General features: G+C 37.9%; 13 protein-coding genes and 1 tRNA gene. 6 read left to right on the forward strand and 8 right to left on the reverse strand.

Annotated elements, in window-relative coordinates:
• Positions 1 to 84: 84 nt before the first annotated feature.
• Together cmk and aroA are read right to left on the reverse strand one after the other, a co-directional pair.
• A complete protein-coding gene (gene cmk, locus CEV08_RS00225; RefSeq protein ID WP_100129787.1) occupies positions 85 to 732 on the reverse strand; it encodes a (d)CMP kinase in 648 nt (215 codons plus the stop codon).
• On the reverse strand, positions 729 to 2,057 hold the full coding sequence (gene aroA / locus CEV08_RS00230) for a 3-phosphoshikimate 1-carboxyvinyltransferase (RefSeq protein WP_100129788.1): 1,329 nt from the start codon (positions 2,055 to 2,057) through the stop codon (positions 729 to 731). The genes cmk and aroA overlap by 4 nt, the downstream gene beginning before the upstream one ends.
• A 176-nt stretch (positions 2,058 to 2,233) precedes the next feature.
• On the opposite strand from aroA, the gene CEV08_RS00235 reads away from it, so the two are divergent.
• Positions 2,234 to 2,614: a TIGR02300 family protein gene (locus CEV08_RS00235; RefSeq protein WP_100129789.1), complete on the forward strand. Its 381-nt coding sequence runs from the start codon at positions 2,234 to 2,236 to the stop codon at positions 2,612 to 2,614.
• Between the two features lie 105 nt (positions 2,615 to 2,719).
• Positions 2,720 to 2,795: transfer RNA gene (locus CEV08_RS00240), tRNA-Ala, on the forward strand.
• A 1,307-nt stretch (positions 2,796 to 4,102) separates the two neighbouring features.
• Here CEV08_RS00240 and CEV08_RS00245 read toward each other — a convergent pair.
• Together CEV08_RS00245 and CEV08_RS00250 are read right to left on the reverse strand one after the other, a co-directional pair.
• A complete protein-coding gene (locus CEV08_RS00245) occupies positions 4,103 to 4,690 on the reverse strand; it encodes a transglycosylase SLT domain-containing protein (protein ID WP_100129790.1) in 588 nt (195 codons plus the stop codon).
• Between the two features lie 120 nt (positions 4,691 to 4,810).
• Positions 4,811 to 5,995, reverse strand: coding sequence for a DNA recombination protein RmuC (locus CEV08_RS00250; RefSeq protein WP_100129791.1), 1,185 nt, complete (start codon positions 5,993 to 5,995; stop codon positions 4,811 to 4,813).
• A 91-nt stretch (positions 5,996 to 6,086) separates the two neighbouring features.
• Between CEV08_RS00250 and def the strand changes: the two genes are divergently transcribed.
• Genes def through truA form a run of 3 tightly spaced genes read left to right on the forward strand, consistent with a single transcriptional unit; the run spans position 6,087 to position 8,297 of the window.
• Positions 6,087 to 6,623: a peptide deformylase gene (gene def / locus CEV08_RS00255; protein WP_100129792.1), complete on the forward strand. Its 537-nt coding sequence runs from the start codon at positions 6,087 to 6,089 to the stop codon at positions 6,621 to 6,623.
• On the forward strand, positions 6,623 to 7,552 hold the full coding sequence (fmt, locus tag CEV08_RS00260) for a methionyl-tRNA formyltransferase (RefSeq protein ID WP_100129793.1): 930 nt from the start codon (positions 6,623 to 6,625) through the stop codon (positions 7,550 to 7,552). Before def ends, fmt begins: the two co-directional genes overlap by 1 nt.
• A 1-nt stretch (position 7,553) precedes the next feature.
• Positions 7,554 to 8,297, forward strand: a complete 744-nt coding sequence (truA, locus tag CEV08_RS00265; protein WP_100129794.1) for a tRNA pseudouridine(38-40) synthase TruA — start codon at positions 7,554 to 7,556, stop codon at positions 8,295 to 8,297.
• Between the two features lie 32 nt (positions 8,298 to 8,329).
• Here truA and CEV08_RS00270 read toward each other — a convergent pair whose 3' ends face one another.
• Complete coding sequence (locus tag CEV08_RS00270; protein ID WP_100129795.1) at positions 8,330 to 9,193, reverse strand: LOG family protein; 864 nt, start codon at positions 9,191 to 9,193, stop codon at positions 8,330 to 8,332.
• A 113-nt stretch (positions 9,194 to 9,306) separates the two neighbouring features.
• On the opposite strand from CEV08_RS00270, the gene dapD reads away from it, so the two are divergent.
• A complete protein-coding gene (dapD, locus tag CEV08_RS00275; RefSeq protein ID WP_100129796.1) occupies positions 9,307 to 10,155 on the forward strand; it encodes a 2,3,4,5-tetrahydropyridine-2,6-dicarboxylate N-succinyltransferase in 849 nt (282 codons plus the stop codon).
• Between the two features lie 569 nt (positions 10,156 to 10,724).
• Here dapD and lepA read toward each other — a convergent pair.
• The 3 genes from lepA to argB form a co-directional block, all read right to left on the reverse strand.
• Positions 10,725 to 12,530 (reverse strand): translation elongation factor 4, encoded by a 1,806-nt coding sequence (lepA, locus tag CEV08_RS00280; protein WP_100129933.1) that lies wholly within the window; start codon positions 12,528 to 12,530, stop codon positions 10,725 to 10,727.
• A 1,312-nt stretch (positions 12,531 to 13,842) separates the two neighbouring features.
• Positions 13,843 to 14,757 (reverse strand): DMT family transporter, encoded by a 915-nt coding sequence (locus CEV08_RS00285; RefSeq protein WP_100129797.1) that lies wholly within the window; start codon positions 14,755 to 14,757, stop codon positions 13,843 to 13,845.
• 34 nt (positions 14,758 to 14,791) lie between these two features.
• The gene (argB, locus tag CEV08_RS00290) at positions 14,792 to 15,697 is read right to left on the reverse strand and encodes an acetylglutamate kinase (RefSeq protein WP_100129798.1); all 906 of its coding nucleotides are present in this window, start codon (positions 15,695 to 15,697) and stop codon (positions 14,792 to 14,794) included.
• Positions 15,698 to 16,854 lie beyond the last annotated feature (1,157 nt).

Raw genomic sequence — 16,854 nt, forward strand, 5'->3', positions numbered from 1 at the left:
TGTTAACATGGGCAACTTCTTAGCCTTTTTCCTTGAATTAAAGGAAGAAAAGTTAGCGCTAGGCTGGAAGTTACCTTGACGAATTTATCCAATTATATGCATTTCTATGATTGGATCAATAAAACTACATGCAATTGTAAATGTTGCTTCTATACTCAATTCTGACGTATCAAGCAAGTGGGCGTTTTTTGCGGGTTTTAGAGGGCTTTGTTTGCGCGTTATATCGCGACTGTCTCGCTGTTCAAGATTGCTAAGAATTTCATGATAATTTGCTTGCCTCCCTTTTTTTAACATCTCTTGATAGCGACGTTTGGCACGTGTTTGAACATTAGCTAGAACATAAAACTTGATATCGGCATTAGGACAAACGACAGTACCAATATCTCGCCCATCGAGCACACTGCCCGGTAAAGTTTTGGCAAAATTACGTTGTTTTTCGACAAGAATTTTGCGCACAGCAGGATTAAGCGCTATTTTTGAAGCCGCTTCACCAAGTTCATGAGAAGAAAGAAGAGCAGAATTTAAGCTATGAAAATCAAGTTCTTTAGCATAAGTGATCGCACTTTTTTCATCATCGAAAGCTAAATTGTGTCGTAAAAGCGCATGAGCAACACCACGATAAGTAAGCCCTGTATCCAGATGATGAAGATGATAATGTGCGGCAATTTTGCGTGCTAAGGTCCCTTTGCCTGAGGCGGCAGGTCCATCAATGGCAATAACAAAAGGCTTCAAGCAATTTTTCCTCCAAGTTGTTTTATAAAAGGAATAAATTCCGGAAAACTCGTCGCAATCATTCGTTGATCATCAATGGTAACAGGTTTTTCTGAGACAAGCCCAAAGGCGAGAAAGCACATAGCAATTCGATGATCAAGATGTGTAAAGACATGCCCACCACCCAAACCTTTGGCAGAACCTTTGCCATGAACAACAAGAAAATCTTGACCTTCTTCACAGTCTACGCAATTAATTTTTAATCCTTGAGCAACAGCAGACAATCGATCTGATTCTTTAACACGCAATTCTTCAATCCCTAACATAACTGTTTTGCCTTCTGCAAATGCTGCCGCGACCGCCAACGCAGGATATTCATCAATCATCGATGGAGCTCGTTCTTTAGGCACAGTAACACCTTTAAGGGTTGATGATTTTACCCGTAAATCGGCAACATCCTCTCCACCTGTTTGGCGTTGATTCAAAAATTCAATATGAGCGCCCATTTCCCATAATGTTTCGATAAGTCCTATTCGAGAATTGTTTATCAGAACATTTTCAATGGTGATATCAGAACCTTCTACAAGAAGAGCTGCGATAATTGGAAAAGCAGCAGAAGAAGGATCACCGGGAATATGAATCGTTTGTCCCGTAAGATGGGGGTGACCATGAAGATGAATCAAACGCGCACCTTCTTTATCTCTTTCTATTTCAAGCTTAGCACCAAATGCTTTTAACATTTTTTCCGTATGATCGCGTGTGAGAACTGGTTCAATAACTGTTGTAATGCCAGCAGTATTGAGTCCAGCAAGGAGAACCGCTGATTTAACTTGGGAGGAAGCTATTGGAACACGGTAGCAAATCGGATTAGCCATTTTGGGACCATGTAGCGTTAAAGGAAGGTGATCGCCGTTTGTTGCCTCAATTTCCACCCCCATAAGACGTAAGGGATCGAGGATACGTCCCATAGGACGTTTAGACAGAGAAGCATCACCAACAAAAGTTGTTTTCATATGATAGGGACCAACCATTCCCATAACCAAACGCGCACCTGTTCCAGCATTTCCAAAGTCTAAAGGTTGTTGTGCAGCTAAAAGGCAACCATTCCCTGTTCCTCGTATGATCCAGAAATCATCTTCCTTCATTATACAAGCGCCCATAGCTTGCATAGCAAAAGATGTATTAAGTACATCAGCGCTTTCAAGTAATCCGTGGATATATGTTTCGCCATTTGCTAACCCTCCCAATATAAGAGAGCGATGGGAGATTGATTTATCTCCTGGTATTCGAATTTTTCCAGAGAGACTACTCGATTTATAGGCGGTTACAGGGATTGCTTTTTGCATGAAAATTCTATCTAACTTTTATAAAATTATGCATTCTTTAGCACATGCTTTAAAGGACGTCATGAAAAAATCTACGTGGAATAGTGTATTTATCTTTGACAAAGGTATTATTTTTCGATTAAGCACCATAAAATTTATCTTTTAATGAAATGTAGTTAATCAAAGAGGCACGGTTTATGGCAAAACAAGAACTTGGAACGAAACGTGTTGATCCAGAAACAGGAAAAAAGTTTTACGATCTAAATCGCGATCCTATTGTGTCACCCTATACAGGAATTTCTTATCCGCGTTCTTATTTTGAGGTTGCGGCAGCTGAAGCAAACAATGAAGAAGAAGTGGATACTGAAGAGCTTGATACAGCCCTTGAAAAGTCTGCTTTTATGCTTCTTGAAGAAGATGATGACGGTTCTAAAGATGACGATCTTCCTGATTTGGAAGATAGTGATGTCGATCTTGGTGACGACGATGATACATTTTTATCTCACGATGATGACGATGAAGATGATGATGTCACCGATATTCTCGGAGGCGGCGTTTCTAATGATGACGATGCTTAAAAGAAGGCATCTTTTCCGTTGAATGCAAATTCTTCTTGATCTTCAATTTTTCTCGTTTTAAAAAAGTTGGAATTATACTGTCCTTTTGGAAAATTTGTTTTTATAGGGGCTATAGCTCAGTTGGGAGAGCGCTTGCATGGCATGCAAGAGGTCAGCGGTTCGATCCCGCTTAGCTCCACCAAAATGGCCAGCACTTCCATCAAGAGAAATCAATCTGAAAAATTTATGTGTTTTGTAAGCTTTGGTCTAATAGTGGACTGTTTGTGTTTCAACGCTATCATAGTGCACTTTTAATCGTTTGTTAAATTGTAAAATTTTACTTTCATGACAATGAAAAATAAGCCTTTTAATAGAAGTCTTTCTTTAAAGGACAAAATTTGAATCTCCCCCGTTACAGCATTTCTGCAAAATCATAACATATTGATTATGGATATCTTTTTAAAAGGTGCGAACTACTTCAATAAAGACTTGAGAACAGGATATGCTTCTCAATTATTGCGAATCAGAACTTTTTTCGAGTGTTTTTTAACCTTATAAAATGTCCTACTAACTTTAAAAAATTATCTCCCTTAAGCAGCCTTCACCAACTCATTCCTTAAGGTCTGTTAATAATTAATTAACATATTGATTTGTCACGATAAATTATCTACTATATAAAATAATAATTCCAAACAGTGTAAGCCTCTCTTATCATAACTCCGCACATATTGAATCTGTTAAAATTGTTTTCTTGGTATATTATGAGCAAAGTTGAGGTATAGGAGAAAAGCGACGTTATCACAACATTGGAGGGTAGTGTATTACTTCACGCTACGAGAAAATTTTGCCTTGAAGATGTATTATATGTAAAGCTGTATATACCTTTCCCCTTAAACGATAGTATCATACAATAAGGTGACTTTTTTCAATTAAGATGGATAGAAATGCTTCATTTCATAATTAAAATACACTGAGTTTTTTGGTGGGCTGTCATTATTCCTTTATACAAAGCAACATTTTATGAAATGATGTTCTTTTGTTTAATGCATTTCCCGTTTTTTATATTGAATGTTTGAATGATTTTTATTTTAATTGCTATTTCATACACCGAATAAATAAGAATATTCATGTCATAATCAGTCAATAATACGTATAATGAAATCGATATTATATTTTCTGCTTCAATAATTTCTTGTATTTCGTCCAGAGTTAAATGCCAGCACTAAGTGACAAATCGTGTCTATTGTAAATTATTGAATAAATGTAAATCCTTCATCCACACGAACAATGCTTGCGTTATTGAACAAAGGGAGGCAAAAATATCGAGAGTATCTTCAAATATATTTGTATATCGCAAAAACTTTCTGCCGTTTGAGTTTATTCTAAAATGTAAAAATTTATTTCATTCGATACTCGGAAAAACAACACTATCTTATCACGCCGTAAGAAACTTTTCTCTCGAATAATTTTATCCCATAAATTCTCTAATTGAGATTTTGAGAATCTTTACTAACGCCATCCACATTTCCTTAATTGCTGTTCATAAAGGCTCGATATCCTTGCCATGCGCTGTGCTGCCTGTGAAAGCGCAGCACTGACATATCCGTTACTGCGCGCATAAGCACCATGCCCCATATGATAATTTAAATAAAGGCTATATGCATCATCAAACCTCACCCCATTGCGTTGAACACTTTGGCGATGATACCAAGCAACAAAATCAGTAGCATCTGCAAAGTTTGTACGCCGTGCAAAAGACTTTCCTGTAGAGCGAAGATACATTGCCCATGTACTATCAAGTGCTTGAGAATAACCATAAGCTGTCGATCGACGCTTCCATGGAATAAAACCAAGTAGTTTTTTGCGTGGAGGACGCGCATTATGACGAAAGCCCGATTCCATATTAATGGTTGCAAGGATAATCGGCATAGGAATTCCATAACGCATTTCTGCTCTTTGAGATGCCTTACCCCAATTATCAAAAAAACCATTTTTTTGTGCTAAAATAGCGCAAGCGTTGTGTATGTGGATGGGAGTGGTTGTTGCACACCCCTCTAGCAGAAACACCAATGCCCCTAAAAACAAAAGGTGTCGCATATCCTCTATTCCTCTCGTTTAAGAAATAAAACAAGATAAAGATACTAAAAAATTATTACCAATCAATAAAGAATATGTTATTAACCTATGATTGTTAAGAAGCTCGTTTTACTTTATACTTTATTCTTCATCAACTAAGCGCAACGTTTGCGACTCTGTCGATGTTGTCATTTTTGGTGGTCCAGAATAATTCTCTTTTAATTCGACAGTTTCAATGCGATTTGCCCGTTTCATAATTTTGGAGGATGATATTAAAATTCCCTCTATATCTTCACCTGCCTTGTGAAAGTGCTTCTGTAGTGCGCGAATACGTGTATCCATTCGTCCAAAATCTTCCATCAACTTTGCTACTTCTGATTGAATCAAATGCGCTTGTTCACGCATTCGCGCATCTTTCATAATGGTTTGTACAACTTGGACAGAGAGCATCAACAAAGATGGTGAAACAATGATCACATGGGCTCTATTGGCCTTTTGTACCAATGGCTCAAAATCCTCATAAATTGTCGCAAAAATTGACTCCGATGGCACAAAGAGAAAAGCAGTGTCATGGGTTTCTCTAGGAATTAAATATTTTTGCGCAATATCGCGGATATGAACTTCCATATCGGTACGAAATTGGCGTTCTGCCTCTTTGCGCTCTTGCGCTGATGATGCTTTACGCATTGCATTCCAAGCCTCCAGAGGAAATTTAGCATCAACAACAAGAGAAGGTGCTTTATTGGGCATATGAATAAGGCAATCTGGACGTTTTCCATTGGAAAGAACAGCCTGAAAAGCATAAGCATTTGCTGGTAAGGCATCAGCAATAATTGCTTCCATACGCCCTTGACCAAAAGTACCACGTGTCTGCTTATTGCTTAAAATGGATTGCAGTTGCACAACTTGTCCCGTAAGCGATTGAATGTTATTCTGTGCCGCATCAATGACTGCTAAACGCTCTTGTAAACGATTCAAATTTTCATAAGTGGATTTAGTCTGTACTTGAAGTGTTTGACCTAAGCTTGTTGTCATTCCATTGAGTTTTTCACTGAGTGATTTATTCAATTCGGCTTGCCGTTGACCAAAGATTTCCGCCATCGTTTGCATGCGCCCTTGCATTTCAGCTTGTGTTTTCAGCAAAGTAGCCATCTGCATTTGTGCTTCACGCGCACGCTCAGCAATTTCATTTTCCAAAAGTGCTTTTTTGCGATGAGAATATATCAGCATAAAAAATGCCAAACAGACGAATATAAATAAAAGCAGAGCACTCAGTTTCGTAAAAGACTCTTCTGCAAGTATAAAAGAAAAAAACGAATCAAACATAAACAGTAATATAACGCTCTTATCGTAAAAAAGCGCAAGAATCCGTTATTCAATATTGACCCATAACAAAGAATTGATTAATCTATTCCCCATGCCAATAAGATCTTTAGTGACTTTACCAGATCCGATTTTACGGGAAGTATCCAAACCTGTTGAGCAGGTCGATACAGCTCTTCAGAAGCTTGCGGATGATATGTTGGAAACCATGTATAATGCTAAAGGCATTGGTCTTGCTGCTGTTCAAATTGGTATACCGCTACGCATGCTGGTCATAGATGTCTCTGGAAATTCTGAAGATGAGCAAAAAAAACCACTTGTTATTCTCAACCCTGAGATTTTATGGCTTTCAGATGAGCGCAATGTTTACAAAGAAGGCTGTCTTTCTATACCTGACTATTTTGCAGAAGTTGAACGCCCTAAACGTCTGCGTATTCGCTATCAAGATCGTGAAGGAAAACAAAAAGAAATTGAAGCAGATGAGCTGTTGGCAACATGTTTACAACATGAAATTGATCATTTAGATGGTCGCCTGTTTATCGATCATATTTCAAAGATCAAACGGGATATGGTGATCCGGAAATTTAAAAAACGCGCAAAAGAAAAAACGACGAAAGAAGCAGTTTTGTAATGGCATTACGGTTAAGTTTTATGGGAACACCAAGTTTTTCTGTTCCCATTTTACATGCTTTGTTAGATGCGGGGCATGATGTTGTCGCCGTTTATAGTCAACCGCCTCGCCCAGCAGGACGTCGTGGTCTTAGGCTTATTCCTTCACCTGTGCAAAGTGCAGCAGAAGAAAAATCTATTCCCGTATTTACACCCCAAACACTTAAAACAGCCGAACAGCAAGCCCAATTTGTAGCACTTTCTGTTGATGCGACTATTGTCGTAGCTTATGGACTGCTGTTACCCAAAGCTATTCTTGAGACGCCGCGTTTTGGTTGTTTTAATGCCCATGCTTCGCTTTTACCACGGTGGCGTGGTGCAGCACCTATTCAACGTGCAATTATGGCTGGTGATAAGGAAACAGGGATCATGATCATGAAAATGGATGAAGGGCTTGATACAGGGCCTATTGCTCTTTCTCGCTCCATCCCCATTCCTGATAATACCACCAGTGCTGAGCTTTCAAACAAACTTTCACATATAGCTGCAGAACTTATGATAGAAACTCTTTCAGTTCTTGAAAAAGGCCAACTTAAACTGACCCCACAATCAGAGAAAGGCATCACCTATGCTGCTAAAATCAAAAAGGAAGAAACCCGCATTGATTGGACAAAACCAGCAGAGTTTATTCATAGGCATATCTGTGCGCTTTCTCCCTCTCCTGGTTGCTGGTGCAATATGAATATCGGTGGACAAGAAGAACGTGTAAAAATTCTTGGAAGTCGTTTAACAACAGGGCCTTCTCTTGAAATTGGTCGAATAGAACCAAATTCTTTGATTATCCATTGCGGACAAGGACGGATAGAAATAACCTCTCTCCAAAGGTCTGGCGGTAAAATTCTTGATAACGCAACCTTTTTGCGAGGCGCTCACATTTCTTCTGTTTTTTAAGATGCCACGTTTTAAACTCACTCTTGAATATGATGGTTCAAATTACGCTGGCTGGCAGCGTCAAGCAGAACTTCACACGATACAAGGAGCTCTTGAACAAGCGCTTTTTCGCTTTAGTGGCCAACAATTGACCATAACAACAGCAGGACGAACAGACGCAGGGGTGCACGCTACGGGACAAGTTGCCCATGTTGACTTTGAAAAAAACTGGCATTCTCATACTATCCGTGATGCGCTCAATGCTCTTTTACGTAAACAAAGAGAAGCGATTTCAATCTTAAATGTAGAAAATGTTCCTGATGACTTTAATGCGCGATTTTCCGCTCTCAAACGCCATTATCTTTTTAAAATTCTCAATCGTCGCTCTCCACCAGCTCTCAATGCCAAACGCGTATGGTGGATACCAAAGCCTCTTAATGCGCAAGCTATGCATGAAGCTGCGCAAAGGCTTGTCGGAAAACATGATTTTACAACTTTCCGTTCAGCACATTGCCAAGCCAAAAGCCCTATACGTACCCTTGAACGCCTCGATGTTCAAAGAGAAGGCGAGGAAATTTTTCTTTATGCGCAAGCCCGCTCTTTTTTTCATCATCAAATCCGTTCATTCGCAGGAAGCCTCATGGAAGTGGGTATTGGACGTTGGACAACTCAAGATCTTGAAGAAGCCCTTCACGCTAAAGATCGTAAACGTTGTGGTGTTGTTGCCCCCCCTTCAGGACTTTATTTAACTAAAGTAGAATATTAACTGTCTCACAAAAATGACTTTTTCAAAAGCTATCAAGGCAGCTTATAAAAACAACGAATTTCTTCAAAAGCTTCTGCTGCTGTATTAACAAATTTCACAAAATTAACATCACTAGGAGAGATTGTACCTTGTGCAGACAGATACTCCAAATTGATAGCATTGTTCCAAAATTCTTTGCCAAACAATAAAATTGGTACCTGTTTCATACGCCCTGTCTGTATTAAAGTTAACGTCTCAAACAGTTCATCTAAAGTCCCAAATCCTCCAGGAAAAATAGCTAATGCTTTCGCTCGTACTAAAAAATGCATTTTTCGCATCCCAAAATAGTGGAAATTAAAACATAAATGCGGCGACACATATGGATTAGGCTCTTGCTCATGGGGTAAAATAATATTCAAGCCAACTGTTGGGGCACCAACATCATAAGCACCACGATTTCCCGCCTCCATGATCCCAGGTCCGCCCCCTGTAACAACTACAAATTCACGATATTCTGTTTTCGCCGAATAGAGTGAGCATAAACGCGCAAACTCTCTTGCTTCATCGTAATGATGTGACATAGCACGCAAATTTTTCTTTTGTGTTTCATTTTTTGCAGCCCACACTTCTTGCCCAGGGGCAGGAATACGCGCACCACCAAACAAAACAATTGTTGATTGAATATTATATTCTTTAAGTGTTATTTCCGGCTTTAAAAATTCAAGGCCAATACGTTGTGAGCGTAACTCTGGACGCATCATAAAATCTTGATCGATATAGGCTAAACGATAAGTAGATGAACGCATTTGTGCAGAATTAGAGATTTCATGGATCTGTTGTAGAGCATCCTTCGTATGAAGAAGCGGTGTCCAATTTTCTTGTTCTTCTTTTCTTTTTTCTTTACAGACTTTTTTCATACACATGTTCTACTTTCTCATCGTTTTATTGACTGAAAACATTTCTTCGCCTAATTTCTAATTTACAGAGAATAAATCTTGAAGCTTTCAACTTACTTAACGGAACTCTCGTCATGGCTCATCTCACACAACTTGAAATCATCATCGAAAAAGCATTTGATGATTGCGACTCTATCAATACTACCACAAAAGGCGAAATCCGTGAGAGTGTCGAACACATATTAAATCTTCTTGATAAAGGTGAGATTCGTGTTGCAGAACGACAAAAAAATGGACAATGGCATGTTCATCAATGGTTGAAAAAAGCTGTCCTTCTTTCTTTTCGCCTCAATCCCATGCAAATTATTGCTGGTGGAATCAATGGAACATATTGGTGGGATAAAGTTCCTTCAAAATTTTCTGGTTGGCAAGAAGATGATTTTCAAAGCGCTGCTTTTCGTTCCGTTCCCGGAGCGATTGTGCGCCATTCTGCTTATATTGCACAAAACGTTATACTCATGCCATCCTTTATCAATCTTGGTGCTTTTGTTGATGAGGGCACAATGGTTGATACATGGGCAACCGTTGGTTCTTGCGCACAAATTGGCAAACATGTTCATCTTTCTGGTGGTGTTGGAATCGGAGGTGTTTTAGAACCACTGCAAGCAAATCCAACCATTATTGAAGATCATTGCTTTATCGGTGCACGCTCTGAGGTTGTTGAAGGCTGTATTATTCGTGAAGGCGCTGTTTTGGGAATGGGCGTTTTTATTGGAAAATCCACCAAAATTATTGATCGTACAACAGGAGAAATTTTTACTGGTGAAGTCCCTCCCTATTCAGTTGTTGTATCAGGCTCTCTCCCTGGAAAACCACTCCCGAATGGTGAAGCAGGTCCAAACCTTTATTGTGCTGTTATCGTAAAACGCGTTGATCAAAAGACAAGAGAGAAAACATCCATTAATGATCTTTTACGTGATTAGACACACGGCTGATTTGGAATGATCATTCATTATTTTTCAGCTTGAATAATACCCTAAAAAACAAGGATTCTTCCATTTCAAATCTTTTCGTATTGGATCAATCGCTTTCATTTCCTTGCGCATCACAAACGCAGCGATGTTTGGGTAGGATGCCCCTTAATAAAAGGATAAAAATATCTTTAATGAATTCTCTTAAACACTAAGAGCTGTTGTACCATTTTGAACGCGCGAAGAATATAATGATAGCACCCTGCGTCTTATATCACATATAAAGATGATCGTGCCAAATGGATTTTTTTATCATTCACAGAGGCTTTATCGTTATATTTTTTCGAACACTCTTGTGAAATGATGTTAGGTGCATTGAGAAATATTTATGTAAAATAAATATGCAACACAAACGTATTTTGTTTAAAGAGTTCTGTTTTACGTAAGCAACATGACACCATGAAAACACTATACCCAAAAGTGTGAGTACTGCGCAATTTCCATTAAAAAGCACTCTTGAACAATGGAACAAATCGACAAAAGCAACAGTGAAATTAATGAAGGAAAATACTCTCTTTGCATTATTTATTCATTTTGAGCGCTTGAATAAAAGCCGACTGAGGAATTTCTACTTTCCCAAATTGACGCATTCGTTTTTTACCCTCTTTTTGTTTTTCCAAAAGTTTGCGTTTACGTGTTATATCGCCCCCGTAACATTTTGCTGTTACATCTTTACGCAAAGCACGAATTGTTTCGCGCGCTATAATTTTACCACCAATAGCCGCTTGAATCGGAATCTGAAACATATGCTGAGGAATAAGATCTTTCAGTTTTTCGCACATGGAACGCCCACGCTTTTCTGCAATCGTACGGTGCACAAGCATCGACAATGCATCAATAGGCTCTCCATTCACCAAAATAGACATCTTAACTAAATCCCCTTCTGCATAATCCGTCATCTGATAATCAAAAGAAGCATAGCCCTTTGAGATTGATTTTAGGCGGTCATAAAAATCAAAAACGACTTCATTCAGTGGTAAATCATACGTCACCATAGCACGCGTTCCAACATAGGATAAACCAACCTGTATTCCCCGCCGCTCTTGGCACAATTCTAAAATTGATCCAAGATAATTATCAGGAGTCATGATTGTTGCGCGAATCCATGGTTCTTCGATGGAAGAAATTTTAACTACGTCAGGCATATCTGCTGGATTGTGCAATTCTTTAACAGAACCATCATTCATATTCATGCGATAAACAACCGAAGGTGCCGTTGCAATTAAATCTAAATTAAACTCACGCTCTAACCGCTCTTGAATAATTTCAAGATGAAGAAGCCCTAGAAAACCACACCGAAAACCAAACCCCAAAGCCGCTGATGTTTCCATTTCAAAAGAAAAACTTGCATCATTTAAGCGCAATTTACCCATGGCTGCACGCAAATCATCAAAATCAGCAGCATCAATTGGAAAAAGTCCACAAAAGACAACCGGTTGCGCAGGCTTAAAACCAGGCAAAGCATTTTCACAAGGACAGCGCTCTTCAGTAATCGTATCCCCAACACGTGTATCTGCTACCTCTTTGATAGAAGCAGTGATAAAACCAATCTCGCCTGGTCCTAATTCATCAACCTGTACCATTTTAGGTGTAAACACACCAACGCGCTCAACCGGATATTTCGCCCCTGTACCCATCATACGAATGGTTTGGCCTTTTTTTAAAACACCATCTATCACCCGTACCAAAACAATAACGCCAAGATATGCATCATACCAGCTGTCAACCAACAATGCCTTCAAGGGATTTGCAACATCGCCTGTGCGTGGAGGTGGTAATTGTGTAACAATTACCTCCAAAACATCAGGAACACCCAAACCTGTTTTTGCCGATATTTCTACGGCTTGAGAGGTATCAATGCCTATTACATCTTCAATTTGTTCTTTAACACGTTCAGGTTCTGCTGCTGGAAGATCAACTTTATTGAGCACCACAACCAACTCATGAGAATTATCGATGGCTTGATAAACATTTGCCAAAGTCTGTGCCTCTACACCTTGGCTTGCATCCACCACCAACAGTGAACCCTCACAAGCTGCTAATGAACGCGAAACCTCATAAGCGAAATCCACATGACCAGGTGTATCCATAAGATTTAGAATATAGGTTTCACCATTCTTTGCCTTATAGTGTAAACGGACTGTTTGTGCTTTAATCGTAATCCCACGTTCACGCTCAATATCCATGGAATCGAGCACTTGTTCCTTCATCTCACGTGTGTCAAGCCCCCCTGTTATTTGAATCAAACGATCCGCTAAAGTGGACTTGCCGTGATCAATATGCGCCACGATGGAAAAATTACGAATATAATTACGATCTATTGTCATATAAGGCGATTTAGCAAAGAATAATACAAAACGCAAAGACCAATTATGCCCTATCGAAAACCTTTCAAAAGAATATTAACCAAAAGAGCTTCTCAAAACACAACTTCTCATAGCCTAAAAAATAAGACTTTTGTTTACTCAATTAAATACTAAAGGGACTAAAATGATCTCGTTACATTCTTGTTTGATGACTCATAGGCTGGATAAGCCAGTATCATCACATACTTTGCCAATCTCCAATGTTGTGACAGTCTTAACACTTGAAAAAGTTTATAATAAGAGGTATGCTTTTCTTATACAGTTTCTACCCACATGGCCTACCCGCTTATGGCGTGCAAGCAAGTGGTTTGGATCGATTTAACATGAAAAAAATTTCACGGTATTTAGGATTCTAACCCAATGTAAATAATGCTATATTATCATTATCAATCAATTTTTGTGTGAATATATAGGGGATGCGTGTATTATTTAAATTTTTGATAAAGGTCGCAAGAAATGCTTTTTTATGTGTATACAATAATCTGCTTTTTCAGAAATATCATGTAAAATGCATGTCGGGAGAGATAATTTTCTTCCCAATATTTAAAACTCTAGAAATAGGCTCTATTGCATAGAGTTTTTATGTATTTTTTATACAACTCCTTATCTTCTGCCATTAAAGATAAAAACTCTGAATATCGCGAGCCTCTTCCCCATGACAAACAGAACCAGTGTGTCGATAAAATCGTTTAAAAAATGAATAAAGATGCTTCATCCTCTTCTCTTTCAAGTGCCACAAGCTATCGTAATATTGAGAACAGATAAAGAAAATGCTGGTGCCTTTTATTTTACGTAAAATAGCGATGCTCTCTGGTTTTTATATACTTCACATAGACCACCAATGAGTATGGCCTATATTGAGAAAATTGTCTTTTTAAAAAACATGGTAACATTATGGAGAACCGCCGCTTTGGGGATTCTATTTTGCTTGAAAAAATCCCATAAAAAAACAAAAAAATAACGTGTAGCAATGCAAAATCCTCATTATAGGTATTATTTTCGATGTTTTTTGAAAGTTGTAAAACCAAATTTAAAAATAATAATAAAGATGAGGGCTGGTTTTTATTTTTACCCCTTCATACTTTAATTCCATGAAGGTTATTTTCCCTTTTCAGAGGTTAGATAAACAAATACCCCCCTTGCTTTGGCATACAAAAGCAGGAACAGCTTATAAAGTCTCTTAATCATCTTTATATTTTAAAACAGTCTCAAAAATGAAAACTCTGCAGGCAAAAAATGCATGCAATAAAATCATCATAAAAAAGGAGCATCGCTAATCAACGTTTTCAATTGCTTTATTTTTTTTACGCCATTGTGAAGGTTGTAGTTCAGCAACAATGATCCCAACCAGAATAAGCAAGCCACCCAATAAAGCTAAAGGCGATAAATGCTCTCCAGCCAAACGCCCAACGATACCAGCCCACACTGGTTCACCTGCGTAAATGAGTGTTGCACGCGTAGGAGAAATAGACTTTTGTGCCCAATTCATAGCCAATTGAATAATAGCACTCATTAATGCCAATCCCATACCAATACTAAACCATACCCACGAAAATTCAGGAATGCTTTCACCCATAAAAGGCATACAAGCAAATGAAAAAAAACCACTAAAGAATAACTGAATAATGGTTACGCGCCGACTATCAACCTTGTTGGCAAAAATTCCGATGAGTATAACTTCTCCAGCAATCGCTAAAGCGCCCAACAAAGTTAAAATTTCGCCTTTTGAAAAATCAAAACTTCCTGGTTTTTGTCCTGAAACAAGGACAAGTCCAATGAAAGCGAAAACAATACCAACCCAACAGGCAAAACGAGGAGGTTTTTTAAAAACAATCCATTGCAAGATTGGAACCATTGGAACATAAAGCGCTGTGATAAAAGCCGACTGACTACTAATAATCGTTTGAAGCCCAGCAGCTTGAAAAGCATAACCCAAAAACATGGAGAAACCAATTGCCATTCCAGCAAAAACTTCATAAACAGTTATACCTTTTATAGAGCGCCAAAAAATTGCCCCACATATAAGAGATGCAACAATAAAACGAAATCCAACAAAAAACAAAGGACCGCTATAGCGTACCGCAATGTGAATGACTAAAAATGTAATCCCCCACAATATTGTTGCAGCAAATATTGCCAATTCTGGTTTACTTAATAAAGGATATTTAAACTGTTTTATATTCGTCATTAAAGGCCTTCTCCTCCAATTTGCCGTATACAATTTATGAAACAATAAGCGTTCCAACTCCTTGTTCGGTAAACAGCTCTAGTAAAACAGAATGAGGAGTTTTTCCATTTAAAATGACAACACCTTCCACACCATTTTGAAGGGCTTTCACACAAGTCTCTACTTTTGGAATCATGCCTCCTGAAATTGTTCCATTTTTAATAAGTTTTTCAGCTTCAGAAACTGTCAATTCTTTTAAAAGTTTGCCTTGTTTATCCAAAACACCAGGAACGTCCGTGAGGAATAAAAGACGTTTAGCTTCTAATGCACCAGCAATAGCTCCAGCAAAAATATCAGCATTAATATTATAGGTTTTACCATCCCGACCTGGAGCCACAGGAGCAAGAACCGGTATCATTTCAGAACAGGCTAAAAGATCCAGCAATGTACGATCAACTTCAATAGGTTCACCAACAAACCCCAAATCTAGAACACGTTCAATATGCGAATCAGGATCAATGACAGTTCTATAAGCCTTCTCGGCAAAAACCATATTGCCATCCTTGCCACACAGCCCTATTGCCCATTCACCCTCAGCATTGATGAGAGCAACAATTTCCTTATTTATGGAACCCGCCAAAACCATTTCAACCACTTCAACGATCCGCTCATCGGTGACCCGTAAACCGTTTTCAAATCGTGATTCAATTCCCATTTTCATTAAAATTTCAGCAATTTGAGGCCCACCACCATGAACAACAACAGGATTAATCCCCGATTGCTTTAATAGAGCAATATCACGCGCAAATGCTCGTCCCAAAGCAGGATCACCCATAGCATGACCGCCATATTTTACCACAACCGTTTCATTTTCGTATTTTTGCATATAAGGTAAAGCAGACGATAAAAATGCTGCTTGTTTTTCCAAAACATCAACAGCACTGTTTTTAGCATTATCCATTAATAGAGCCTCCTCATCACTTTTTATTATCTCTTAGTGAAATTTAGGAAAAGTGAAAACAATAAAACAAAGCTTTACTCTATCCATCCCCCTGAAAATCATCAATCTTCCTTCAAATTACGAAAAAATAATAACGAGATGAAACAAGAAAACAAATTTCTTAAAAAGTTAACAGCGAAAAATTAAACAAAATAAGCGCAAAAAATGTCATGATTTTATGTATAGAATCGAAGAATAAAATTTTTAAGCTACGCTGCACAGTCAACTCATTCGTTCACCCTCATGGATACTTAACAATGAATAGGAATATATACAACCATTGATTTTATGAGATAAAAATAAAATTAACATATCACCGACATAGAAATCGCTCAACAGCTCTATTTATATTTTACCTAGAATTGAACATTCGAAAATATCAATTAAATAATTTATGAAAATGCGCATTTTAGAGAATTATAAGAAACTGATTTATAATAATCATTTATCTTTTTATATCGTAAATAAAAGATTTGAATATAAGAATATTTTGTTATTTTAACTTTCAAATTCCAAACTAATAAAAACCACCGGCTTTCACCTTAAAAATGAAATTGGTATATAAATACCATATAAAGCTTACAATACAATTGACTTATAAGCACAATCTAGCGTTATACGAATAAAATCGCTCATACTTTAAAGGAAGAAACATTTAAGACTATAAAAAATACCGCTTATACAATCAGTAATGAGAGGTTATATCATTGGGAAAAGATGGAAACCCAATAGCTTCTTTAGCCTTATTTGATAAGAGCTTGTCATTTTACAGTTTTATTATGGATCTTTAAAAGGAGTTTTGAGTGAACAAATCATAAAAAAGAAAGATAAATACAAAAATTTTGAATGCTTGGCTTCTGCCTTTCCTTTAAAGAAGAAGGTAGTTTAGAGATTTTGTCTATAAATAATCTGAATTTTTACCGAGCTGGTTCTACCTGATGACTGCTTGTGGAGTTTACTCACATAAGATTCTACGAACAAGCCTAATAACCACACATCTCTAAAAACGCTTCTCAATGTACAAGAGCTGGCCTGCCTTGTATCGCAGCTTTAAATGATGATATTTCACGCACAACATGACAAATCCAATTACGATAACACTGGAAATATCATCAGCC

It is taken from the genome of Bartonella tribocorum (genome assembly GCF_002778015.1).
GTDB classification, from domain to species: Bacteria; Pseudomonadota; Alphaproteobacteria; order Rhizobiales; family Rhizobiaceae; genus Bartonella; species Bartonella tribocorum_B.